Raw genomic sequence first — 21935 nt, forward strand, 5'->3', positions numbered from 1 at the left:
TAGCTGCAGAGGTGTGATTTTGCCTTACAACCGGGCATAAGCGATCATGGATGCTTTCGATTACCGCTATTGGAGAACAGGATGTCTCGTTCGCTGCCGACGGCGCTGCTGGTGCTGTTTCTGGGGCTGTGGCTCGCGGCCAGTTATGGCGTGCGCTACGGGCTGATGGAGGATGGCCAGTGGGTAGGGCTGTGCACGGCGCCTGCGGCGTATTGGCAGTGCGAAGTGCGCTCGCTGCTGGGGCTGGGCATTCACCATCAGGTGATGGCCTGGAGTGGGTTGGGCCTGGCGCTGCTGGCACAGGTGGTTTCCGGTCGTGCCGGTTGGTGGCTGGCGGTGCTGGCATTGATGTTCGCAGTGCCAGCGCTGGTGCTCTATACCGCCAGCATTGCAGTGTTTGCGCTGGTGCTCGCAGCGTTACGCTTGGTCAGATGACGTTGGCGAGGTTGACATGGGCCTGATTTGATTTTTGTAGTGAGGCAGAAACCGAGCGCCGCCCGCGCGGCGCATCGCGAGCGAAGCTCGCTCCTACATTTGTTTCGGGCCAGTATCGCCTGTGGCAGGCGCGCGCGACCGCCTTGTTTGTACGACGCGATATCGCGCCAAGCGCAAAGGGGTCGCGCGCGACCTTCACAGGAATAATTGGCCCGAAACAAATGTAGGAGCGAGCTTCGCTCGCGATGCGCCGCGCGGGCGGCGCTCGGTTTCCGCTCCACCACAGCAGTTAAGCCGGGCGCAGCCGCAAGCTCCGCCACAAGGCCGCTGTCATCAGTACGCTCACCACCGCCCACATCCAGGCCTGCTGATTCTCCAGGCCTTCGATGAACAACTGCGGCGCCACCCCGGCGCCGACGATGAACGCCAGCAAGGCCACTTCCGCCCGCCGTGCCCGCACCGGCCACAGCACATACACCAGCGCCGGCAACGCCAGCGCCGCGCTGGGGAAGCTGCGGTAGCGTGGGTCGAACACCATCGCCAGCATGCTCACCGCCGCGGCAAAGCCTGCGGCCAGCAGCAACCAGCCGGCCCGTGCCTGCAGCCAGGCGAACAACCGCTCGCGCCAGCCCACCCGCTGCGTCAGGGCCAGAAGCGCATGGGCCAGCACCAGCAGATTCAGACCGGTCAGCGCAACCGCCCACAGCCATTCTCCAGCAAAGCGCGCATGGGTGCGCATCAGCTCGCCCCACAGCCCCAGGCACCCGGCGCCAAACGCGGCCAGCAAGGGCAACAGCAAGGCCGCCATCGGTGTCGCGGGGGGGCCGGCCAACACCAGCATGATCACCATCAGCAGGGCACTGGCCAGCAACCACTGCGGCCAGTAATGCAAGTTGCTGACCGGCCCTTCGAGCACGCCTTTGTCCTGCCGGTCGGCGTCGTACAGCCCCCAGTAGCCACCCACCGCACCCTCGTTGGCGCGCTTCCACGGCTGGTCGAACGCTTCGATCAGGTTGTAGTGCCAGCCGTTGCTCTCGGCCATGGCCACGAAGCCACGGATGAAGCGCGCCTCATTGACCCGGCTGGGCTCCGCGGTTTCGCGTTGGCGGCCTTCGCTGGGCCAGCCGGTTTCGCCGATCAGGATGTCCTTGGGCGCGAAGCGTGTGCCGAACACCTGGCGCACGTCGGCAACGTGGGCCAAGGCATCGTCGATGCCGCGCGGGTCGTCTTCCCAGTAGGGCAGCAGGTGGATGGTCAGGAAGTCCACTGCCGGGGCTATCTGCGGGTGCTGCAGCCAGAACTCCCAGACATCGGCGTAGGTCACCGGCACCTTGACCTGGCTTTTCACCCGGGCGATCAGCTTGGCCAGGTGCGCACCGGTTACTTCTTTGCGCAGCAGTGTCTCGTTGCCGACGATCACCGCGCTGACCACGTCGGGGTTGGCATTGGCGGCGGCGATCAGCAGGTTGATTTCCTTCTCGGTGTCGGCCGGGTGGGCGTTCACCCAGGCGCCCAGCATCACCTTGAGGCCATGTTTGCGTGCCAGCGCCGGGATTGCCTCAAGACCGCTCATGGAATAGGTACGGATGCACTGGAATCGCTCGGCCAGTAACGCCAGGTCGGCGTCCATCCGCGCCGGGCGCAGGCGCAGCGGTTGGTCGTAGGGTGACTGGTCCTTGTCGAACGGGGTGTACGAAGCGCACTGCAGCTTGTGCGTCGGGCTGGCCGCATCGGCCAGGTGAACCGGCTTGCCCAGCCCGTACCAGAGGCCCCCAAGCCCAAGCAGGGCCACCAGGCAGGCAAGCAGGTACAACGGCAACAGCAGGCGGGTGGAACTGGGCATCGGGCGGTCCATCGTCGGGCACAAAAGGGTAGATAGTAGCCCGGCGCCAACGCTTTGGCATGCAAGGATCGCGCAGGCCGGCGTAGGCCAATGGCGCTAATGGCATAGTGCTGTCGCATATGGGGCGGGTACAGGTCGCAGCTGGATCAGGTCGAGCTGTGGTGCAGGAAGATGATGCAATCTCCAAGACCTGACGAGGGGATGCTTTGATGGCAACTTTGAAAAAAATGCGACGTTTCCTGGGTGTGGGCACCGCCCTGGTAATGGCCATGAGCGCTGCACAGGCAATGGCTAAAGAAGTAAGCATTGGCTACGTGGATGGTTGGGCCGACAGCGTGGCGACCACCAACGTGGCCGCCGAAGTGATCAAGCAGAAACTCGGCTACGACGTGAAGTTGCAGGCAGTGGCCACGGGGATCATGTGGCAGGGCGTGGCAACCGGCAAGCTCGATGCCATGCTGTCGGCCTGGCTGCCGGTGACCCACGGCGAGTACTGGACCAAGAACAAGGACAACGTGGTCGACTACGGCCCGAACTTCAAGGACGCCAAGATCGGCCTGATCGTCCCCGAGTACGTCAAGGCGGTAAGCATCGCCGACCTCAAGACAGATAGCAGCTTCAAACAGAAAATTGTCGGCATCGACGCAGGCTCTGGGGTGATGCTGAAAACCGACCAGGCGATCAAGGACTACGACCTGACCGGCTACAAGTTGCAGGCCAGTTCGGGCGCGGCGATGACGGCAGAGCTGGGCCGAGCCTATGCCAAGCAACAGTCGATTGCGGTGACCGGTTGGGTCCCGCACTGGATGTTCGCCAAGTGGAAACTGAAGTTCCTCGAAGACCCGAAAGGCGTGTATGGCGCGGCGGAAACCGTGAACAGCATCGGCAGCAAGGAACTGGCGACCAAGGCACCGGAAGTGGCGGAGTTCCTGAAGAAGTTCAACTGGCAGTCCAAGGATGAGATCGGCGAGGTGATGCTGGCGATCCAGGAAGGCGCCAAGCCTGAAGCAGCGGCCAAGGACTGGGTGGCCAAGCACCCGGATCGGGTGAAGGAGTGGACGGGTAAGTAACCACCTTCACGGGCCAGTTTCGCTGCTTCGCGGGCTTGCCCGCTCCCACAGGTATATCACCGCCTTCGAGCATTGTGATGCCCTGTGGGAGCGGGCATGCCCGCGAAAGTGCCGTCACTTTGTTACGCAATCGGTAAAACACCGTTGCATCTAAGACTAAGGTCGTCTGGTTGGCGTTCGACAGCCGCATAAAGTAAGGGCGTGGGTTCCATCCCCTATCTGTGCTGCTAGGACAAAAACAATGAACGACAGCATTTACCTCTCGATACAAAACAGCCCCCGCTTCAAGGAGCTGGTCAGCAAACGCGAACGGTTCGCCTGGATTCTCTCGGCGATCATGCTCGGCCTGTACTGCGCTTTCATCCTCCTGATTGCCTATGGTCCTCAAGTGTTGGGCGCCAAGCTCAGCCCTGAGTCATCGATTACCTGGGGCATTCCCCTGGGCGTCGGCCTGATCGTTTCGGCATTCGTCCTGACCGCCATCTACGTACGCCGCGCCAACGGCGAATTCGATGAGCTGAACAAGGCCATCCTGAAGGAGGCGCAACAATGATTCGCCACGCCAAAGCACTGGCCATACTGGCCTGCGGAGCCTTCGCACCCGCGGTGTGGGCCGCCGATGCCCTGACCGGCGAGGTGCACAAACAACCGCTTAACGTTTCCGCCATCGCCATGTTCGTGGCTTTCGTCGCCTTTACCCTCGGGATTACCTACTGGGCTTCCAAACGCAACAAGTCGGCGTCGGACTACTACGCTGCCGGTGGCAAGATCACGGGCTTCCAGAACGGCCTGGCGATTGCTGGCGACTACATGTCGGCCGCCTCGTTCCTGGGTATTTCCGCGCTGGTGTTCACCTCTGGCTACGACGGCCTGATCTACTCGATCGGCTTCCTGGTCGGCTGGCCGATCATCCTGTTCCTGATTGCCGAGCGCCTGCGCAACCTGGGCAAGTACACCTTCGCCGACGTGGCCTCGTATCGCCTTGGGCAAAAGGAAATCCGCACCCTGTCGGCCTCCGGCTCGCTGGTGGTGGTGGCGTTCTACCTGATCGCGCAGATGGTCGGTGCCGGCAAGCTGATCGAGCTGCTGTTCGGCCTGGACTACCACGTGGCGGTGATCCTGGTGGGTATCCTGATGTGCCTGTACGTGCTGTTCGGCGGCATGCTGGCCACCACCTGGGTACAGATCATCAAGGCCGTGCTGCTGCTGTCCGGTGCCAGCTTCATGGCGCTGATGGTAATGAAGCACGTGGGCTTCGACTTCAACACGCTGTTCTCCGAAGCCATCAAGGTGCACGCCAAGGGCGAGGCGATCATGAGCCCTGGCGGCCTGGTCAAGGACCCGATTTCGGCATTCTCGCTGGGCCTGGCACTGATGTTCGGTACCGCTGGCCTGCCGCACATCCTGATGCGCTTCTTCACCGTCAGTGACGCCAAGGAAGCGCGCAAGAGCGTGTTGTACGCAACCGGCTTCATCGGCTACTTCTACATCCTCACCTTCATCATCGGCTTTGGCGCGATCCTGCTGGTCAGCACCAACCCGGACTTCAAGGACGCCGCCGGCGCCCTGCTGGGTGGCAACAACATGGCAGCGGTGCACCTGGCCAATGCCGTGGGTGGCAGTGTGTTCCTCGGCTTCATCTCGGCGGTGGCCTTCGCCACCATCCTGGCGGTGGTGGCTGGCCTGACCCTGGCCGGTGCCTCGGCGGTGTCCCACGACCTGTACGCCAGCGTATGGCGCAAGGGCAAGGCCAACGACAAGGACGAGATCCGTGTGTCGAAGATCACCACCGTCGCCCTGGGCGTGCTGGCGATCGGCCTGGGCATCCTGTTCGAGAAGCAGAACATTGCCTTCATGGTCGGCCTGGCCTTCTCCATCGCCGCCAGCTGCAACTTCCCGGTACTGCTGCTTTCGATGTACTGGAAGAAGCTGACCACCCGTGGCGCCATGATCGGCGGTTGGTTGGGCCTGGTGAGTGCGGTGACGCTGATGATCCTCGGCCCGACCATTTGGGTGCAGATCCTCGGCCACGAGAAGCCGATCTACCCCTACGAGTACCCGGCGCTGTTCTCGATGGCCATTGCCTTCGTCAGCATCTGGTTCTTCTCGGTCACCGACAAGTCCAAGGCGGCTGACGACGAACGTGCGCTGTTCTACCCGCAGTTCGTGCGTTCGCAGACGGGCCTGGGTGCCAGTGGGGCGGTGTCCCACTAAGCCAACGGTCCTCGCTTGAAAACAACGCCCCGCCAGTCGGGGCGTTGTCAATTGCGCTTCGGCATTTTTGCCATCTTCAGAAATTTCAACACGTCGCTCGGAAGTGTCCTGTAGTTCTCCTGTGAGCAAATCCGAATAATCGCCCCCCGTCGATAGTATTCGACCGATTGACGATTAATCGAACGCGTTACTCACAAGTTTCAAGGAGATATACTCGTGAAAGCATTGCTTCTGGCACTTCCCTTCGCAGCCCTCGTCGCGGGCCCGGCCATGGCCGCGGACCCGATCGAGAAACAGGTGTTGATCACCGCGACCGTGCCAACAGCCTCGTTCTACGTCGAACCCGTGGGCGGAAACTGGATGAACGACCCGCAGGACATGGCTTGGAACTCGTTTCAGGGCAGCCTGACTCCAGTTCGCAAGCAACTGCAAGCCAAGAGCACCATCGGCCCGATCACTGCGCACCTGCTGTCGCCTGCGGTAGTCAGCAGTGGCCTGGACGCCATCAACCTGGACGTCAAGATCGGCGACACCATCCTGACTACCAGCGCCGCCGAGATCCTTACCGAAGCCCAGGCCGCACCGGGTGCGATTGTCGACTTCGAAGTTGCCGCGCAGGCACCTGCGGGCGGCTACCTGCCCGGCAACTATCAAGGCCTGGTCAGCATGATGTTCGAAACCGCTGCACCCTGACCCCCACGCATCCCCTCCATTTGTCGTTCAGCCCCTCCGCTCCTGGTGCATGCCGGGGGTTGGAGTGGGTATTTGTCTTTGGGCAGGGTTATGGCTTCCTCCAAAATTTTAACAAGCGCATCGTTCGCAGCTTGCCTGGCCACGCTGCCGGCAGGTGCCAAAACGGTAGGCACCGGTATGGGTGTGGTCAGCCAGGCGCAAGGTTTGCCGCACGAGTTCGAGGCGCATTTTTTTGACGTGCCATTGGCCGTGCGGGTAGACCTGGATGGGCGCAACCTGGGCGATGCCACGGTGGTGCTAAGCCGCGACGAGCGCGTGCAACTGCTGGAATTTACCGACCATGGCGACAGCCGTGAACCCGATAACTTGCGCCGGCGGTGGCAGGAGCGCCTGGCCACCGGCCGCCCGCTGGGCAACTGCCAGGGCGACTGCCCGGATGGCCTGAAGGCCATCCACTACAGCCTGGTGAACTCTCAATTGTCGCTGCTCACCGATGCCGCCGAGCGCGGGGGTGAGGTGCCGCGCTTCCATACCCTGCCCGAACAGGGCGGAGGGGTGCTGTTGCGTAATCAGCTCAACCTGGTCAGTGATGGCGGCGATACCAGCGGGCTCTACTCGCTGCAAGGGCAGGGCAGCTGGAATGACTGGAGTACCCTGGCCGATGCCCAGGTTGACCGCGGCAGCGTCGCTGACGAGCAAACCCGGCACCGTATCAGCCAGCTTTATGCCGAACGGCTGCATGAGCGACATTTCTTTCGCCTGGGCTACTTCATCCCCGGTACCCAGGGGCTCACCCGCCAACCTCGGTTGCTTGGGCGGCAGTCAGACACCGCTCTGGGCGTGATGCTGGGCAGCAGCGACAGCTTGCTGATCGACACTGGTCAGGCCAGTTCCACACCGATCCATGTCACGCCCAATCGGCCAGGCGTGGTGGAGATCTATCGCAATGGCGTGCTGATCAACAGCCAGCCGGTGCAGCCTGGCTTGCAGGCGCTGGACACCCGGGTGCTGCCCGGCGGCATCTACCAGGTCGAGGTGCGCCTGATCGAGGACGGGCAGGAAACCGCCCGCACCGAGGAGTTCGTCTACAAACCCAACAGCTGGCGCAATGCCGACAGCCGCTGGCGCTACAACCTGTACCTGGGGCAGCAGGAGCGTCTGCTGAGCAATTGGGACGATGAGGGCGACGACAGCCTCAGCGCCGGAGTGCTGGCCAACTACCTGCTGCACCCCCGGGCAATCCTGGGGCGTCCGTGCAGCAAGTGAATGAGGCGATGCAGTATGGCACTTCCCTCGATTGGGATCCGTTCGACCGGCTCAAGCTCTACGGCAATATCTACCGTAGCGAAGGCCAAGGGGACGGCTACGACCTGCAACTGATCCATAACCACGACCTCGGCTCGCTGGTGCTGAGCCACAGCCGTACCTGGTTGGAGAGCCTCAGCCGGCCGACCCACAGCCAGGATGTGCAATACGCAGAGCAAACCCAGACCTCTGCGATGCTCACTCACCGGCTGGATAACCGCAGTACGGCAACGGTGCGCGTGGCTCACAGTACCGGGGCTGCCGAAGGCTTGGGCATCGACCTGGGCTGGTCGTATTACGGCAAGTTTCTCGGCTCGGATGCCAACTGGCGGTTAAGTGTGTTCGACCGGCCTGGCACGCGAAGCAGCGGTGATGAACGCAGCCGGGGTGTCAACCTGGCGTTGAGCATGAGCCTGGGCGGCCCGGGCGAGCGGATTGCCGCCAGCATCGGCAGCCGCACATCGCACGAGGGTGGGCGCGACCAGAATGCCTCGCTGTCGTACATGCGCGATGTGGACATGGGCGCGCTGCACAGCCTGGGTGCTACCGCCACGGCGGACCGTTACGGCGTCGGCTTAGGCGGCAACGCGCAGTTCCAGGGGCAGGCGTTGTACGGCGATGCCTATGCCATGAGTTCCTCTTATAACGGTGATGTCAGCGCGGGCCTGAACCTGCAGAGCATCGTTGCCGTGGGTGAGGGCAAGGTGGCAGTTACCGGCCAGTACCTGCCCCACGACGCCGGGCTGATCGTCGATGTCGAGAGCGATATCGACGGCCTGACGCTGCGCGCCAACGACCAGCACGGCCTCGGCGCCAACCTGCGTCCTGGGCGCAATGTGGTCCCGGTCCAGGCCTACAAGTCAGGTTATGTGCAGTTCGACCTCGAAGGCGACAACGAAGCGGCGGCGGTGATCCAGCCGACCAGCCTGGACTACCACCTGAACCGCGGTGCGGTGGCTTACCGCAAGCTGCGGGTGGTGCGCACGGTCACGGTGCTGGGGCGCCTGCTCGATGGCCAGGGGCAGCCCCTGAGTGGTGCGCAAGTGGTCAACCACGCCAGCCGCAGTGTGTCCGAGAGTGGCGGTTTGTTCGCCGTGGAAATGAGTGAGTCCACACCCAGCCTCGAGGTGCATCAGGGCGGGACGCCGTTGTGCCTGTTGCAGTTGGACCTGGCCACGCTGGAGCGCGAAGGGGACGTGCTGCTGGCAGGCGACCTGTCGTGCAAGCCGGGTGACCTGGCTCAGGCCGTGTCTGGATTGGGAGGGGAGCGGAGTTGAGCAGCATGTCGAAACGGGGTTGGCTATCCACACTGGCGTGTCTGTGCATGGGCCTGGTGTCATGGGGGCAACAGGCCTGTGCGCTAGAGGCCACGGTCAGCGCGCAGTATCGCGGCCAGGCATCGGGGCACTTTGAAAACACCACGCCCTTGGCATCGTTCTGCCAGCGCTGGCCCGCAGAGTGCACCAGCACGAAAGCGCTACAGATCCCGATCAGCTACACCAAGACCACGGTTACGGCAGACCCGGATGTGCGTAACCGCTTTTACGTCCAGTTACCGGCAGCGCGCCAGGTGGATGTGTTCCATGCCGAAACGGGTGACCATCATTCGTTGCGCTTCGAGATGACGGCGGTTAGCCAGAATGTGGTGGGCGGAACCCATTACCGCAACAACCCGGCCTACACCCAGTCCATTGGCGGTGGTTGCAATTACAGGCGAACCTATGGGGTCCCCACGCAACCCCCTCCTGTGTGGTACCTGTGGGCCTTGAACGCGCCACAGGCTCCCACTGGCTGTTATTCGGACCCTGAAGTCGGTGATGCCGGCCAGGTGATCGTCAGCGAAGTCAAAGACATGGGTGTCGCCTACAAGCTCGACATGCCCGCGCCCTCTCGCATGAAGCCGGGCATCTACACCGGCAGTGTTGCCTATTCGATAGGGCCGGGTGGCGACTTCGACTTCGGCAATGGTGTCAGCGACCTGAACGGCGCCATCTTCAACCTGAATTTCAGGCTCGATGTGCAACACACCTTCGTTTTCGACTTCCCGGCTGGCTCGGAGCGTGCGGTGCTCGAGCCGCCGGGGGGGTGGCGGGCCTGGCAGGGTGGCAGGGCCGCGCCGGAACGGCTGGACCATGACCTGCCGTTTCGCCTGTGGTCCACCGGCCCCTTCAAGGTCTACAAACTGTGCCGCTACTACGACGGCAGCGGTTGCGGCATGCGTAACGATGCTGGGCATCAGGTGCCTGTCACCGTCGCGTTGAGCCTGCCGGGGGGCATACAGCATGGCGGAGGGCCGGTACAGAAAGTGCTCCTGCCGAACGGGCGCGGCAACGCCCTGGCCTTCGAATCGGTGGCCCCGGTCTTCAACCAGTCGAGCCAACTGCATTTCGAAGTGGGTGAGCCACACGTGAAGGCGATGTTCAACTACCCCGGCAGCCGTTATGAGGGCGAGGTGACAGTGGTCTTCGATGCCCAGCTTTAGCTGCAATTTGTCTTTAGGAAATTTCCCAATTGCAGCAGGGGCGTTTCCTGCATTTTTCACTTCGCATTTTGTGGATTATCGCGGTGATGGTCAGTGGCCGTCGCTATTTCATGGCATGGAGGATGTAACGATGAACCTGTACCGATCGGTCGGCCTCGCCGTGTTGCTGCTGCCCGGGCTGCTGCATGCGGCACCTGAGCTGAACGTGGGCGGGCTGTATGACTACCTGGAGGCAGGCAAGAGTACGTTGCTCAAGCGCGTGCGCAACGGCGGTGACGCCACGGCCTTCGTCAAGGTCAGCGTGGTCGAGCTGGTCTACGACAGTAATGGCACGCACCGAGAAGTCGACCTGGACGGCCTGGATTTGCAGCAGCGTGGCCTGGTGGTCAGCCCGGCGCGGCTGATCGTGCCCGCGCGAGGCATGCAGGCCGTGCGCCTGCTGTATCGGGGCACGCGGGACGCCGAGCGCTACTACCGCCTGCGCTTCATCCCGGTGCTGCCAGAGCTGGGTGATGGCTTTGCCGTGAGTGAGGCGCAGGCCGAAGAGTACCGCGACAACCTCAAGGCCGGTGTCAACCTGCTGGCCGGCTATGGCACGTTGCTTTTCGTTCGGCCCAACCAGCCCCGCTACCAGACGCCAGTGCACCGCCAGGCCGGTGCCTTGACCGTGCGCAACGAAGGCAATGCCACCGTCGTGCTCGACCATTTCCGCCAATGCCAGGCCCGTGACCAGGGGTGCGAGCCGGCCACCAAGCACCATCTGCTGCCAGGTCGTACCCGGCAGTTCGAAGGCCAGGCTGCCAAGGTGCATCAGTTCGAGCTGCACGAAGGTGCCGAGCAGCGGCTCATGGTGTTGGAGGGATGATCATCCAGGTAAATACGCTGATAACGGCAATCGCCAGCGGGGCTAATACCGCCGGTCAGGCAAGTGAGGAAGGCCATGTATAAAGTACTAATCGTCGATGACCATCCGTTCATCCGCGCCACGGTGTGCCAGTTGTTGCGTCAGGAGCGAATCACGGTGGTCGGCCAGGCCGACAATGGCGCCGAGGCGATGCGCCTGGTGCGCGATCAGTTGCCGGACCTGATCATTCTCGACCTGAGCATGCCAGGTCTCAATGGCATGGAGGTGATTGAAAGGGTCAACCGCATGGAGCAGCGGGTCAAGACCCTGGTGTTGACCTCGCACACGGCTGAGGCCTATTCGCTGCGCTGCCTACAGGCCGGTGCGGCGGGCTTCGTTTCCAAGACCAACGACCTGGGCGAACTGAACAAGGCGGTTCGTGCTATCCGGTCGGGGTTCATGTATTTCCCCGAGGTGCTTCTGAGTTCGGTGCATAGCCACGAACTGGCCTCCACCGAGGCACAACTTACCGCCAGCCTCAGCCACCGTGAGCTGACCGTGATGCTGCATCTGGCCCGTGGCCTGAGCAACAAGGACATCGCTGAGATGATGCTGCTGAGCAGCAAGACCATCAGCACCTACAAGGGGCGCTTGCTGCAAAAGTTGCGGCTCAGATCGCTGATCGACATGGCGGATTTCGCTCGTCGCAATCACTTGCTCTGATTTGTTCTGGTCGTGCGAATCCTATGCTTGTTGTTATTGTTCTGCCTGTTTCCGCTAGCTGGCGCGGCAGTGCCGACGCTGCATGGCCGGGCTGTACAGGACGGCTTGCGAATCGAGCCCGATGGCGCCGAGCTGCGCTGGCTGTGGCGTCAGCGGGTGCTGCGCCTGGGTGTGCTGGCGAACGACCAGCCGCCCCTCGACATGCTCGGTACTGGCCGCACCTACGAGGGAATCAGCGCAGACTATGCGAGCTTGGTGGCCGCACAGCTGAACCTGGACATGACCGTGCAGGTGTTCGCCTCGTTCGAGGACGCGAGCACTGCCTTGCGCGAGGGCGGGATCGACCTGCTCGGCTCGGTGACCGAGCAGCAGGCGCAAGCGGCCGGCCTGTTGTTATCTCCGCCCTATGCCGATGACTGGCCATTGTTCATGGCTGCCGAGCAGCACCCGCAAGTGGATCGCGACGAGCCGTTTCGCCTGGTGATGGTAGAAGGCTATCGGCCCTTGGCGCAGGTGCGCCAGTACTACCCGATGGCGCAGGTGCAGTTGCACCCAAGCCCGTTCAGTGCCATGGCGGCGTTGCCACTGGGCCAGGCCGATCTTTATCTGGGTAGTGCCATGGTCGCTCGCCACGTGCTGGGGCGTAACCCTTTTGCCGGGGTGGTGGAGGCTGGCCATGCGGCAATGCCCCGTCAGGGCATCGGCTTTGCCATGTTCGATAACGGTACGCCCTTGCCGGCCTTGGTCCGGCAGGCCTTGGGCAACATTGATGAAGCGCAGCGCGGGCGTATCCGCGAGCGTTGGGACCCACTCGCCAGCGCTACGCATGCGCCCCAACCCTTGCAACTGAACCCGGCCCAGTTGCGCTGGTTGCAGGACAACCCCACGGTGCGGGTGCTGGTGGACAATCAGTCGCTGCCGCAGAGCTACCGCGACAGCAAGGGTGAACTGCGCGGGCTGAGCCTGGACATCCTGCAGGCGGTGTCGCAGCGCACCGGGCTGAACTTCGAGGTGCAGGCGATCAACGGCCAGCAGCAGATGATCGGGCAGTTGATGCAGGGCAAGGCCCAGCTGATCGCCGGGTTGGCGCACAGTTCGGCGCTGGAGCAGCAACTATCGTTCAGCCGGGCTTACCTGAGCACGCCGTGGGTGCTGGTAACCCGCAGCGGAGCTGCGGTCGAAACCGACTTCGAGCGGCTTGCCGAGCACACCATTGCACTGGTTTCTGGCAGTTCCATGGCCGAGCTGTTGCGGCGGCGTTACCCCAAGCTACGTCAGCACTTCACGCAAGGCCCGCTGGATGCCTTGCATGCCCTGGCGCGTGGCCAGGTCGACGGCGCCATGCTGGGGCTCGATGAAGCCCGCGCACTGATCGCCCAGTGGTACCCCGGGCGCCTGCAAGTCCAGGCCAGCCTGGCCGTGCCGCCGGCGCACGTTGCCCTGGCTGGCGCTGCCGGTGGCAGTGAACTGTTGGGCATCGTTGACCAAGCGCTGCTCAGCCTGTCACCGCGCGAGACCGATGCATTGGTGCGCCGCTGGCGCCAGCCGATGATCGTGGCCGATGGCGTCTGGGCACGCTACCGCAGCAAGGTACTGCTCGGTTTCCTTGCCGCATCCGCGTTGCTGCTGCTGTCGCTGCTGTGGATTCGTTACCTGCGTCGCCTGCAGGTGGCGCTGGAGCGCGCCAAGTTGGACGCGGAAGCAGCCAGCCAGGCCAAGACCTGCTTTCTCACCACCATGAGCCACGAGATTCGCACGCCCCTGAGTGCGTTGATGGGCATGCTCGAACTGGTCCAGCGCAACTCCACCCAGGGTGTGCTCGACCGCTGCGCAATCGAAGTGGCGACCAAGGCTGCGCGAGGGCTGCACGAACTGATCGGCGATATCCTCGACATCAGCCGGATCGAGGCTGGCCACCTGCAGCTGACGCCCCGGCGAGTGTGCCTGCGTGAGCCCGTCGAGCAGGTCATCCAGCTGTTCGAACAGCAAGCGCGTGGCAAGGGCCTGGCACTGCTGCTCAAGACCCAGGGGGCCGTGGCAAGCGAGGTCATGCTCGACCCGTTGCGCTTCAAGCAAGTGTTGGCGAACCTGCTGAGCAATGCCATTAAGTTCACCCGCCAGGGACAGGTTGTGGTCAGCCTGAGCGGCGTGCCGCGCGGCGATCGTCTGGAAGTCTGGCTGCAAGTGCGTGATACCGGTGTGGGCATTGCGGCCAAGGAGCTGGCCAGCCTGGGACAACCGTTTCGCCAGGCCAGTAACCAGCAGCAATCACCCCGTAGCAGCGCAGGCCTGGGCCTGAGCATAAGTCGTAGCCTGTGCGAAATGATGGGTGGGCAGTTACGCCTGAGCAGCACCTTGGGGAAGGGCACTACGGTGGCCATTCTGCTGCAACTGCCGCTGCTGACGAGCGAGGCTCCGTTGATGGCTGCGGCGCCTGCGCCGATCGCAGGCAAACCGGTGTGCCTGCGTGTGTTGGTGGTCGATGATTATCCCGCCAACCGGCTGTTGCTGGCTCAGCAGCTGAAGTTTCTAGGCCACCAGGCAAGCGTCGCCGAGGATGGCTCGCAAGCCCTGCGGCTGTGGTTGGGAGCGCATTTCGATGTAGTGATCAGTGACTGCAACATGCCGCGCCTGAACGGTCACGAGTTGGCTCGGGCCATTCGCGAGCACGAGCGCCGCAGTGGGCGTCCGCCTTGCCGGCTGATCGCGTTGACCGCCAACGCCCAACAAAGCGAACGTCAGGCCTGCCTGGACGCAGGCATGGATGATTGCCTGTTCAAACCTTTGAACCTGGATAGCCTGGTTCAGGCGCTGGCTGCAATCAAGGCTTGCACCGACGCTACTTGCCAGCCCCCGGCACCGTTGGACTTGCAACAGCTCTGGCAGCTGGCTGGCAAGGATCAGGTTGCATTCAAGGCGCTGCTGGCAGACCTGCGTGCCAGTAACCATGAAGACCTGCAGAAACTCAGGCAGGAGGGCCTATCGTCTGTGGCAGTGGCCGGCCTTGCGCACCGGGTCAAAGGCGCGGCGCGCATCCTGCACGCCGATGGGCTGGTAGCCTTGTGCGAAGACGTGGAGCGCTGCTGCCAGGCCCAGCCCCAGGACCTGCAGGCCGTGCAACGGTCCGTACAGGCCTTGGTCGAAGCGATGATGAGCCTGGAGCGGCAACTGGACAGCACGGCTGCCACGGGCGCGCCGTCATATCATGCCGAGCAACAACAGCACCAGCAGGATCACCAGCACCACGCCGACGATGCCGGACGGGCCGTAGCCCCAGCTGCGCGAGTGCGGGAAGACCGGTAAGCCACCAATCAGCAGGAGGATCAGGATGATGATCAGAATCGTGGTCATGACAGAATCCTTGCGTGGTTGAAGGTCAAGGGCCTTGGACTGCTGGCCTCTTGTAAGTTCGGACTGTTGCCGCTTGTGAAAGATTCCATCGGTGTATTGCCAGTGGCGGCTTCTTCGCAGCGCAAGGCTTCCCCTGCATCATGCCCACCCATTCACTACCCTGATGAACCCTGCCTGCCCACTCGGCCTTGATTAGACTCGTGGCACAACCACACCAAACAAGGCCAGCCACCATGCAAAACCGCATCATGATCACTGGCGCCGGGTCCGGCCTCGGTCGCGAGATCGCCCTGCGCTGGGCGCGCGAGGGCTGGCGCCTGGCGCTGGCCGATGTCAACGAAAGCGGCCTGCGCGAAACCCTGGAGCAGGTCCGCCAAGCCGGCGGCGATGGGTTTGTTCAGCGCTGCGATGTACGCGACTACAGCCAGCTCACCGCCCTGGCCCAAGCCTGCACCGAGCAGTTCGGTGGCATCGACGTAATCGTCAACAACGCCGGCGTCGCCTCGGGCGGGTTCTTCGCCGAGCTGTCGCTGGAGGACTGGGACTGGCAGATCGCGGTCAACCTGATGGGCGTGGTCAAGGGCTGCAAGGCGTTCCTGCCGCTGCTGGAGCGCAGCAAGGGGCGCATCATCAACGTCGCCTCGATGGCCGCACTGATGCAGGGCCCAGGCATGAGCAACTACAACGTGGCCAAGGCCGGCGTGCTGGCGCTCTCCGAGAGCCTGCTGGTGGAGCTGCGTCAGCTTGAGGTGGCCGTGCATGTAGTGTGCCCATCGTTCTTCCAGACCAACCTGTTGGACTCGTTCCGCGGGCCCAACCCGGCGATGAAGGCACAGGTTGGCAAACTGCTGGAAGGCTCGCCGATCAGCGCGGCGGACATTGCCGAATACATCCATCAGCAGGTCGCCGCAGGGGAGTTTCTGATCTTGCCCCACGAAGCTGGGCGTCAGGCGTGGCATCTGAAGCGCCAGGCCCCTGAAAAGCTGTATGACGAGATGGCGGAAATGGCGGTGAAAATGCGTGCCAAGTCCCATGCGCGATGAATTATCTGTAGGAGATTTTACCCTGCAAAGTAGGATCCTTCTGATTTGCTGCGGAGCTATTGAGTAGGAGAATGCCCACAAGGCAGGCTCCGGTTTTCCCTTTCTGTGGAGGACCGGAACATGTTGGTAATAGGACGCGAAGTGGGGGAGATCATCGTGATTGGCGATGATATCCGCATCAAGGTGGTAGAGACGCGGGAGGGGGTGGTGCGGTTTGGCGTGGATGCTCCACGCAAAGTGCCGGTGCATCGGGCCGAGGTGTACAAACGCATCAAGGACATCAAGCAGAGCAAGGCCTGAGGATGCCCGTGCGGGCCTCTTCGCGGGCTTGCCCGCTCCCACAAGCCCGCGAAGAGGCCAGGCCTGCTAGTCGAGCAACTCCCTGGGTACATCATGCTTGGCCAGCAACTGGCATTGCTGGCTTTCCAGGTCGAACAGGATGAACGCCTGGCCTTTGGCCAATGCCTGGCGTACCCGCAGCACGCGGGTTTCCAGCGGGGTGTCATCACCGTTATCGGTACCGTCGCGAGTGACGAAGTCCTCGATCAGGCGGGTCAGTGTTTCGGCTTGCAGTTGGTCGTAGGGGATCAGCATGGTAGGTGATGCCTGGGCAGTAGATAGGGGCATGCTACGCGAAAGCTGGGCTAATCGGGGGCCGCTTTGCAGCCCCCAACGGCTTCAACCCTTGTTGCCGACCAAGCTATCAACCGCCGGCACCCGCGTGTCGCTCTCCATCTGTGCATCATGCTCCAGCTGATGGCTGAAGCGCTCGAGCGACGCATTGGCCGGCTGCGAATCGCTGGCGAACACCGGTGGGCTCAGCAGGTAAGCCGACAACAACCGGCTAAGTGCCGCCAGGCTGTCGATATGGGTGCGTTCGTAACCATGGGTGGCATCGCAACCAAAGGCCACCAGCGCAGTACGAATATCATGCCCCGCCGTCACTGCCGAATGGGCATCGCTGAAGTAATAGCGGAACAGGTCGCGCCGCACTGACAGGTCGTGGTCGCCGGCCAGTTTCAGCAGGTGCCGGGACAGGTGGTAGTCGTAAGGCCCTGACGAGTCCTGCATGGCCACGCTGACGGCATGCTCGCTGGACGCCTGCCCGGGCGCCACTGGCGCGATGTCGATACCGACGAACTCGCTGACGTCCCAGGGCAGGGCGCCGGCTGCACCCGAGCCAGTCTCCTCGGTGATGGTGAACAGCGGATGGCAGTCGATCAACGGTTGGCGGCCGCTTTCCACCACGGCCTTCAATGCCGCCAGCAGCGCGGCTACGCCAGCCTTGTCGTCCAGGTGGCGCGCACTGATGTGACCGCTTTCGGTGAATTCGGGCAATGGGTCGAAGGCCACGAAGTCACCAATGCTCACGCCCAACGCCTCGCAGTCGGCACGGGTGGCGCAATAGGCGTCCAGGCGCACCTCTACGTGATCCCAGCTGATCGGCATCTGGTCAATGGCGGTGTTGAAGGCATGCCCGCTGGCCATCAGCGGCAGTACGCTGCCGCGGTACACGCCGGTATCGGTGAACACACTGACACGACTGCCTTCGGCGAAGCGGCTGGACCAGCAACCCACTGGTGCCAGGGCCAGGCGGCCGTTGTCCTGCAGCTGGCGCACACTGGCGCCGATGGTATCGAGGTGAGCAGACACGGCGCGGTCGGGCGAAGTTTGCCGGCCCTTGAGTGTGGCGCGAATGGTGCCACGACGGGTCAGCTCGAAGGGGATGCCCAATTCGTCCAGGCGTTCGGCCACGTAGCGCACGATGGTGTCGGTGAAACCGGTGGGGCTGGGGATGGCGAGCATCTCCAGGAGCACGCGCTTGAGGTAGTCGAGATCGGGTTCGGGGAGTCGTTCGGACATGAGTACTCCTTGGAAATTGTGTTGACTTCTTCGCGGGCACGCCCGCTCCCACAGGCTCTCACAGGCCCCCACAAGTCTCAGCAACGGTGGTGGACCTGTGGGAGCGGGCGTGCCCGCGAAGAGGCCATCAGCGGTTACGCCAAAGGCCGGCTATGCGGAAACAGCAAGTCGATAAAACGTTCGGCGGTGGGTTGCGGCTCATGGTTGGCCAAGCCGGCACGCTCGTTGGCTTCGATGATCACGTATTCTGGCTGCCCGGCATCTCGCACCATGAAGTCCAGCCCCACCACCGGAATTTCCAGCGCCCGTGCAGCGCGCACGGCAGCGTCGGCCAATACCGGGTGCAGGCGTTCGGTGACGTCCTCCAGGGTGCCGCCGGTGTGCAGGTTGGCGGTGCGGCGTACGGCCAGGCGCTGGCCGGCCGGCAGCACGTGGTCATAGGCAACGCCCGCCGCGCGCAAGGTACGCTCGGTTTCGTCGTCCAGTGGAATACGGCTTTCGCCACCGGTGGCGGCCTGGCGTCGACGGCTCTGGGCTTCGATCAACTGGCGCACACTGTGCTTGCCATCGCCCAGCACCTGCGCCGGGTGACGAATGGCGGCGGCCACCACTTCGTAGCCTATGACCACGATGCGCAGGTCCAGCCCGGCATGGAAGCTCTCCAGCAGTACGCGGTTGTCGAACTGGCGGGCGTGGGCCACGGCAAAAGTGATGTCGTCGATGCAGGTCAGGTTCACCGCCACACCCTGGCCTTGCTCGCCATCGACGGGTTTGACCACCACCGCGCCGTGTTCGTCGAGAAACGCCAGGTTGTCGTCGGCATTACCCGCCAACTGCTGCGCCGGCACCTTCAGCCCGGCGTTGTGCAGGGCGTGTCGGGTCAGGCGCTTGTCCTGGCACAGGGTCATGGTCACGGCACTGGTCAGGTCGCTGAGCGATTCACGGCAGCGAATGCGCCGCCCACCCAGGCTCAGGGTGAACAGGCCGCCAGCGGCGTCATCCACTTGCACTTCGATGCCTCGGCGCAACGCTTCGTCGACGATGATACGGGCATAGGGGTTGAGGTCGGCTTGTGGCCCGGGTCCGAGGAACAGCTGCTCGTTGATGCCATTCTTGCGCTTGACCGCGAAGGTGGGCAGGTTGCGAAAGCCCAACTTCTGGTACAAGCGCTTGGCCTGGCGGTTGTCGTGCAGCACCGACAGGTCGAGGTAGGCCAGGCCGCGGCTCATGAAGTGTTCGATCAGGTGGCGCACCAGCACTTCGCCCACGCCGGGGCGTGTGCAGTGCGGGTCCACCGCCAGGCACCACAGGCTGCTGCCATGTTCAGGGTCATCGAAGGCCTTGGCATGGTTCAGGCCCATGACGCTGCCGATGACTGCGCCGCTGTCTTCGTCCTCGGCCAGCCAGTACACCGGGCCACCGAGGTGCCGAGGGGTCAGCAGCTCGGCGTCGACCGGCAGCATGCCGCGCGCCTGGTACAGGGTGTTGATCGCTTGCCAGTCGGCGGGGTTCTGCGCCCGTCGCACGCGAAAGCCGCGGAATACCCGCTGCGCGGGCCGGTAGTCGGTGAACCAGAGGCGCAGCGTGTCGGAGGGGTCGAGGAACAGTTGCTGCGGGGCCTGGGCCAGCAACTGCTGCGGCGCGGCCACGTACAGGGCAATGTCACGTTCGCCGGGGCGTTCGTCGAGCAAGTCCTCGGCCAGGGCAATCGGGTCGGGGTAGGTGTGGCCGATCAGCAGCCGACCCCAACCGCAGTGCACGGCACGCGGCTGGTCGTGGGGCTGGCTGCCGTCGCCGGCCAGGCGCGCTTGCAGGCGCTCGTAGGACGGCGCCTGGCCGCGCAGCAGGCGCTGACCGTAAGCGATTTCATGGGCTTTCATCGGTCAGATTCCTTGTTCGCTCAGCCACAGGTTCAGCGCCGCCAGCTGCCACAGCTTGGAGCCGCGTAGCGGCGTCAGCTGGCCGTGGGGGTTGCTCAGCAGGCGGTCGAGCATGGCTGGGTTGAACAGCCCACGGTCCTGGCTGGGGTCGGTCAGCAGCTCGCGCACCCAACCCAGGGTGGCGCCTTCCAGGTGCTTCAGGCCCGGCACCGGGAAGTAGCCCTTCTTGCGGTCGATCACCTCATGCGGAATCACCCGCCGTGCGGCCTGCTTGAGCACTTGCTTGCCACCGTCGGGCAGCTTGAAGCGCGCCGGGATGCGTGCCGACAGTTCCACCAGGCGGTAGTCGAGGAACGGCGTACGCGCCTCGAGGCCCCAGGCCATGGTCATGTTGTCCACTCGCTTGACCGGGTCGTCGACGAGCATCACCGTGCTGTCCAGGCGCAGGGCCTTGTCCACCGCATCCGATGCCCCAGGGCGGGCGAAATGCTCGCGCACGAAGTCGCCGGCGGCGTCGGTTTCCAGCAGCCAGGGGGCCTGCACGGTATCGCGGTACTCGGCATGGCTGCGGTCGAAGAACGCGTCGCGGTAGGCGGTAAAGGCATCGTCGGCGCCGTCCACCTGCGGGTACCAGTGATAGCCCGCGAACAGCTCGTCGGCACCCTGGCCGCTCTGCACGCCTTTGCAGTGCTTGGCCACCTCCCGCGACAGCAGGTAGAACGCAATGCAGTCGTGGCTGACCATCGGTTCGCTCATGGCGCGGAAGGCCGCTGGCAACTGGTCGATGATTTCGTGCTCGGCAATGCGCAACTGATGGTGGCGTGTGCCGTAGTGCTTGGCGATCAGGTCGGAATACTGGAACTCGTCGCCGCGCTCGCCGCCGGCATCCTCGAAGCCGATGGAGAAGGTCGACAAGTCGTCAACACCCACTTCGCGCAACAGGCCCACCAGCAGGCTGGAGTCGACACCGCCGGACAGCAGCACGCCGACGTCGACCGCGGCACGTTGGCGAATGGCCACGGCATCGCGGGTGGCGTCGAGCACGCGGGTGGTCCAGCCCTCCAGGTCGAGATCGCGCTCGTCCAGGTTGGCGCCGTAGTGCAACTGCCACCAGGTCTGGCGCTCTACTTCGCCGTGCCGGTCAATGCGCATCCAGGTGCCGGGCTCCAGCTTTTGCACGTTGGCCAGCAGGGTGCGCGGTGCTGGCACCACGGCGTGGAAGTTCAGGTAGTGGTTGAGCGCCACAGGGTCGAGCATCGGATCGATGTCGCCGCCCTTGAGCAGTGCTGGCAGGGTCGAGGCAAAGCGCAGGCGCTCGCCGTTGCGCGACAGGTACAGGGGCTTGACGCCAAGGCGGTCGCGGGCCAGGAACAGGCGCTGGTTGTCGCGCTCCCAGATGGCCAGGGCGAACATGCCGTTGAGCTTGGGCAGCAGGGCCGCGCCCCAGGCGTGGTAGCCCTTGAGCAGCACCTCGGTGTCGCCATCGGAGTAGAAGGTGTAGCCCAGGTCTTGCAGTTCCTGGCGCAGTTCGGGGAAGTTGTAGATGGCGCCGTTGAAGGCCAGCGACAGGCCCAGGGTGTTGTCGACCATCGGCTGCGCCGAGCCGTCGGACAGGTCCATGATCTTCAGGCGGCGGTGGCCGAGGGCAATCGGGCCCTGGCTATGGAAGCCCCAGGCATCCGGGCCACGCGGGGCCAGGTGATGGGTGATGCGCTCTACCGCAGCCAGGTCGGCTGGGCGAGGGGCTTGGTCGATGGGGGTGAAACGCAACTCTCCTGCTAATCCGCACATAAGTCCTTACCGGTTTTTCCGTTGGGGAGGTGATGCCCCGGATTAGGGCACCTTCAGGAACTGACCGGTGTGCTTTTTAAGAGTTTTAGAACAATTTGTTATATGTGGTTGGGGAGGAGGTGCATGCCTTGGGGGTTGTGGTGTTGCGCAGATCGAGCGCCGCCCGCGCGGCGCATCGCGAGCGAAGCTCGCTCCTACGTTTGTTTTTGGCCAGTAACGCCTGTGACAGGCGCGCGCGACCGCCTTGTTTGTACGACGCGATATCACGCCATGCGCCAAGGCGTTCGCGCGCAAATCCCACAGGCATAATTGGCCCGAAACAGATGTAGGAGCGAGCTTCGCTCGCGATGCGCCGCGCGGGCGGCGCTCGATCTCACAGGCGCAAAAAATCCCTCGCC

Annotated in this window: 16 protein-coding genes and 2 pseudogenes; 12 read left to right on the forward strand and 6 right to left on the reverse strand. The window is 63.5% G+C overall.

Going from position 1 to position 21935, the window contains the following annotated elements:
• Positions 1 to 81: 81 nt before the first annotated feature.
• Entirely contained in the window at positions 82 to 435 is a 354-nt protein-coding gene (locus ACNFBR_RS05090; protein ID WP_416733923.1) for a hypothetical protein, read from the forward strand.
• A 289-nt stretch (positions 436 to 724) separates the two neighbouring features.
• Here ACNFBR_RS05090 and ACNFBR_RS05095 read toward each other — a convergent pair whose 3' ends face one another.
• Positions 725 to 2290 carry a beta (1-6) glucans synthase gene (locus tag ACNFBR_RS05095; RefSeq protein ID WP_416733924.1) on the reverse strand — a complete coding sequence of 522 codons (1566 nt, stop codon included), beginning with the start codon at positions 2288 to 2290 and terminating at the stop codon, positions 725 to 727.
• Between the two features lie 197 nt (positions 2291 to 2487).
• On the opposite strand from ACNFBR_RS05095, the gene ACNFBR_RS05100 reads away from it, so the two are divergent.
• The 9 genes and pseudogenes from ACNFBR_RS05100 to ACNFBR_RS05140 all read left to right on the forward strand — a co-directional run.
• Entirely contained in the window at positions 2488 to 3348 is an 861-nt protein-coding gene (locus ACNFBR_RS05100) for a glycine betaine ABC transporter substrate-binding protein (protein WP_012271013.1), read from the forward strand.
• Positions 3349 to 3589: 241 nt separating this feature from the next.
• Positions 3590 to 3901, forward strand: coding sequence for a DUF485 domain-containing protein (locus tag ACNFBR_RS05105; protein WP_110745575.1), 312 nt, complete (start codon positions 3590 to 3592; stop codon positions 3899 to 3901).
• Positions 3898 to 5562 carry a cation acetate symporter gene (locus tag ACNFBR_RS05110; RefSeq protein WP_416733925.1) on the forward strand — a complete coding sequence of 555 codons (1665 nt, stop codon included), beginning with the start codon at positions 3898 to 3900 and terminating at the stop codon, positions 5560 to 5562. The genes ACNFBR_RS05105 and ACNFBR_RS05110 overlap by 4 nt, the downstream gene beginning before the upstream one ends.
• A gap of 216 nt (positions 5563 to 5778) precedes the next feature.
• Entirely contained in the window at positions 5779 to 6255 is a 477-nt protein-coding gene (locus ACNFBR_RS05115; RefSeq protein WP_416733926.1) for a CS1 type fimbrial major subunit, read from the forward strand.
• Positions 6256 to 6345: 90 nt separating this feature from the next.
• Positions 6346 to 8837, forward strand: a pseudogene (locus tag ACNFBR_RS05120) (TcfC E-set like domain-containing protein).
• A 5-nt stretch (positions 8838 to 8842) separates the two neighbouring features.
• Entirely contained in the window at positions 8843 to 10042 is a 1200-nt protein-coding gene (locus ACNFBR_RS05125) for a hypothetical protein (RefSeq protein ID WP_416733927.1), read from the forward strand.
• A 130-nt stretch (positions 10043 to 10172) separates the two neighbouring features.
• Positions 10173 to 10907, forward strand: a complete 735-nt coding sequence (locus tag ACNFBR_RS05130; RefSeq protein ID WP_416733928.1) for a molecular chaperone — start codon at positions 10173 to 10175, stop codon at positions 10905 to 10907.
• A 75-nt stretch (positions 10908 to 10982) separates the two neighbouring features.
• Positions 10983 to 11609, forward strand: coding sequence for a response regulator (locus tag ACNFBR_RS05135; RefSeq protein ID WP_416733929.1), 627 nt, complete (start codon positions 10983 to 10985; stop codon positions 11607 to 11609).
• Positions 11610 to 11810: 201 nt separating this feature from the next.
• A pseudogene (locus ACNFBR_RS05140) lies at positions 11811 to 14693 on the forward strand (ATP-binding protein); the annotation flags it as partial.
• Positions 14694 to 14807: 114 nt separating this feature from the next.
• On the opposite strand, the gene ACNFBR_RS05145 reads toward ACNFBR_RS05140, so the two are convergent.
• Complete coding sequence (locus ACNFBR_RS05145) at positions 14808 to 14960, reverse strand: DUF3309 family protein (protein ID WP_012271016.1); 153 nt, start codon at positions 14958 to 14960, stop codon at positions 14808 to 14810.
• Positions 14961 to 15193: 233 nt separating this feature from the next.
• Here ACNFBR_RS05145 and ACNFBR_RS05150 point away from each other — a divergent pair, with 233 nt between their 5' ends.
• The gene (locus tag ACNFBR_RS05150; protein ID WP_416733930.1) at positions 15194 to 16003 is read left to right on the forward strand and encodes an SDR family oxidoreductase; all 810 of its coding nucleotides are present in this window, start codon (positions 15194 to 15196) and stop codon (positions 16001 to 16003) included.
• 120 nt (positions 16004 to 16123) lie between these two features.
• Complete coding sequence (locus ACNFBR_RS05155; protein ID WP_416733931.1) at positions 16124 to 16303, forward strand: carbon storage regulator; 180 nt, start codon at positions 16124 to 16126, stop codon at positions 16301 to 16303.
• Positions 16304 to 16369: 66 nt separating this feature from the next.
• Here the strand turns inward: ACNFBR_RS05155 and ACNFBR_RS05160 are convergent, their stop codons facing one another.
• The 4 genes from ACNFBR_RS05160 to ACNFBR_RS05175 form a co-directional block, all read right to left on the reverse strand.
• Positions 16370 to 16597 (reverse strand): YheU family protein, encoded by a 228-nt coding sequence (locus ACNFBR_RS05160; RefSeq protein ID WP_003252629.1) that lies wholly within the window; start codon positions 16595 to 16597, stop codon positions 16370 to 16372.
• 84 nt (positions 16598 to 16681) lie between these two features.
• A complete protein-coding gene (locus ACNFBR_RS05165; protein ID WP_416733932.1) occupies positions 16682 to 17866 on the reverse strand; it encodes an osmoprotectant NAGGN system M42 family peptidase in 1185 nt (394 codons plus the stop codon).
• 134 nt (positions 17867 to 18000) lie between these two features.
• Positions 18001 to 19746, reverse strand: coding sequence for an N-acetylglutaminylglutamine synthetase (gene ngg / locus ACNFBR_RS05170; protein WP_416733933.1), 1746 nt, complete (start codon positions 19744 to 19746; stop codon positions 18001 to 18003).
• A 3-nt stretch (positions 19747 to 19749) separates the two neighbouring features.
• Positions 19750 to 21537, reverse strand: a complete 1788-nt coding sequence (locus ACNFBR_RS05175) for an N-acetylglutaminylglutamine amidotransferase (protein WP_416733934.1) — start codon at positions 21535 to 21537, stop codon at positions 19750 to 19752.
• Positions 21538 to 21935: the final 398 nt, after the last annotated feature.

The sequence above is a fragment of the Pseudomonas sp. NY11955 genome, assembly GCF_048068035.1.
Lineage (GTDB): Bacteria > Pseudomonadota > Gammaproteobacteria > Pseudomonadales > Pseudomonadaceae > Aquipseudomonas.

Excerpts from the sequence above, each read along its gene's own strand:
- ACNFBR_RS05125 (WP_416733927.1), top strand. The coding sequence starts at position 8,843 with ATGTCGAAACGGGGTTGGCTATCCACACTGGCGTGTCTGTGCATGGGC.
- ACNFBR_RS05100 (WP_012271013.1), top strand. The coding sequence starts at position 2,488 with ATGGCAACTTTGAAAAAAATGCGACGTTTCCTGGGTGTGGGCACCGCC.
- ACNFBR_RS05150 (WP_416733930.1), top strand. The coding sequence starts at position 15,194 with ATGCAAAACCGCATCATGATCACTGGCGCCGGGTCCGGCCTCGGTCGC.
- ACNFBR_RS05160 (WP_003252629.1), bottom strand. The coding sequence starts at position 16,597 with ATGCTGATCCCCTACGACCAACTGCAAGCCGAAACACTGACCCGCCTG.
- ACNFBR_RS05165 (WP_416733932.1), bottom strand. The coding sequence starts at position 17,866 with ATGTCCGAACGACTCCCCGAACCCGATCTCGACTACCTCAAGCGCGTG.
- ACNFBR_RS05155 (WP_416733931.1), top strand. The coding sequence starts at position 16,124 with ATGTTGGTAATAGGACGCGAAGTGGGGGAGATCATCGTGATTGGCGAT.
- ACNFBR_RS05175 (WP_416733934.1), bottom strand. The coding sequence starts at position 21,537 with ATGTGCGGATTAGCAGGAGAGTTGCGTTTCACCCCCATCGACCAAGCC.
- ACNFBR_RS05095 (WP_416733924.1), bottom strand. The coding sequence starts at position 2,290 with ATGGACCGCCCGATGCCCAGTTCCACCCGCCTGCTGTTGCCGTTGTAC.
- ACNFBR_RS05135 (WP_416733929.1), top strand. The coding sequence starts at position 10,983 with ATGTATAAAGTACTAATCGTCGATGACCATCCGTTCATCCGCGCCACG.
- ngg (WP_416733933.1), bottom strand. The coding sequence starts at position 19,746 with ATGAAAGCCCATGAAATCGCTTACGGTCAGCGCCTGCTGCGCGGCCAG.
- ACNFBR_RS05105 (WP_110745575.1), top strand. The coding sequence starts at position 3,590 with ATGAACGACAGCATTTACCTCTCGATACAAAACAGCCCCCGCTTCAAG.
- ACNFBR_RS05110 (WP_416733925.1), top strand. The coding sequence starts at position 3,898 with ATGATTCGCCACGCCAAAGCACTGGCCATACTGGCCTGCGGAGCCTTC.
- ACNFBR_RS05145 (WP_012271016.1), bottom strand. The coding sequence starts at position 14,960 with ATGACCACGATTCTGATCATCATCCTGATCCTCCTGCTGATTGGTGGC.
- ACNFBR_RS05130 (WP_416733928.1), top strand. The coding sequence starts at position 10,173 with ATGAACCTGTACCGATCGGTCGGCCTCGCCGTGTTGCTGCTGCCCGGG.
- ACNFBR_RS05090 (WP_416733923.1), top strand. The coding sequence starts at position 82 with ATGTCTCGTTCGCTGCCGACGGCGCTGCTGGTGCTGTTTCTGGGGCTG.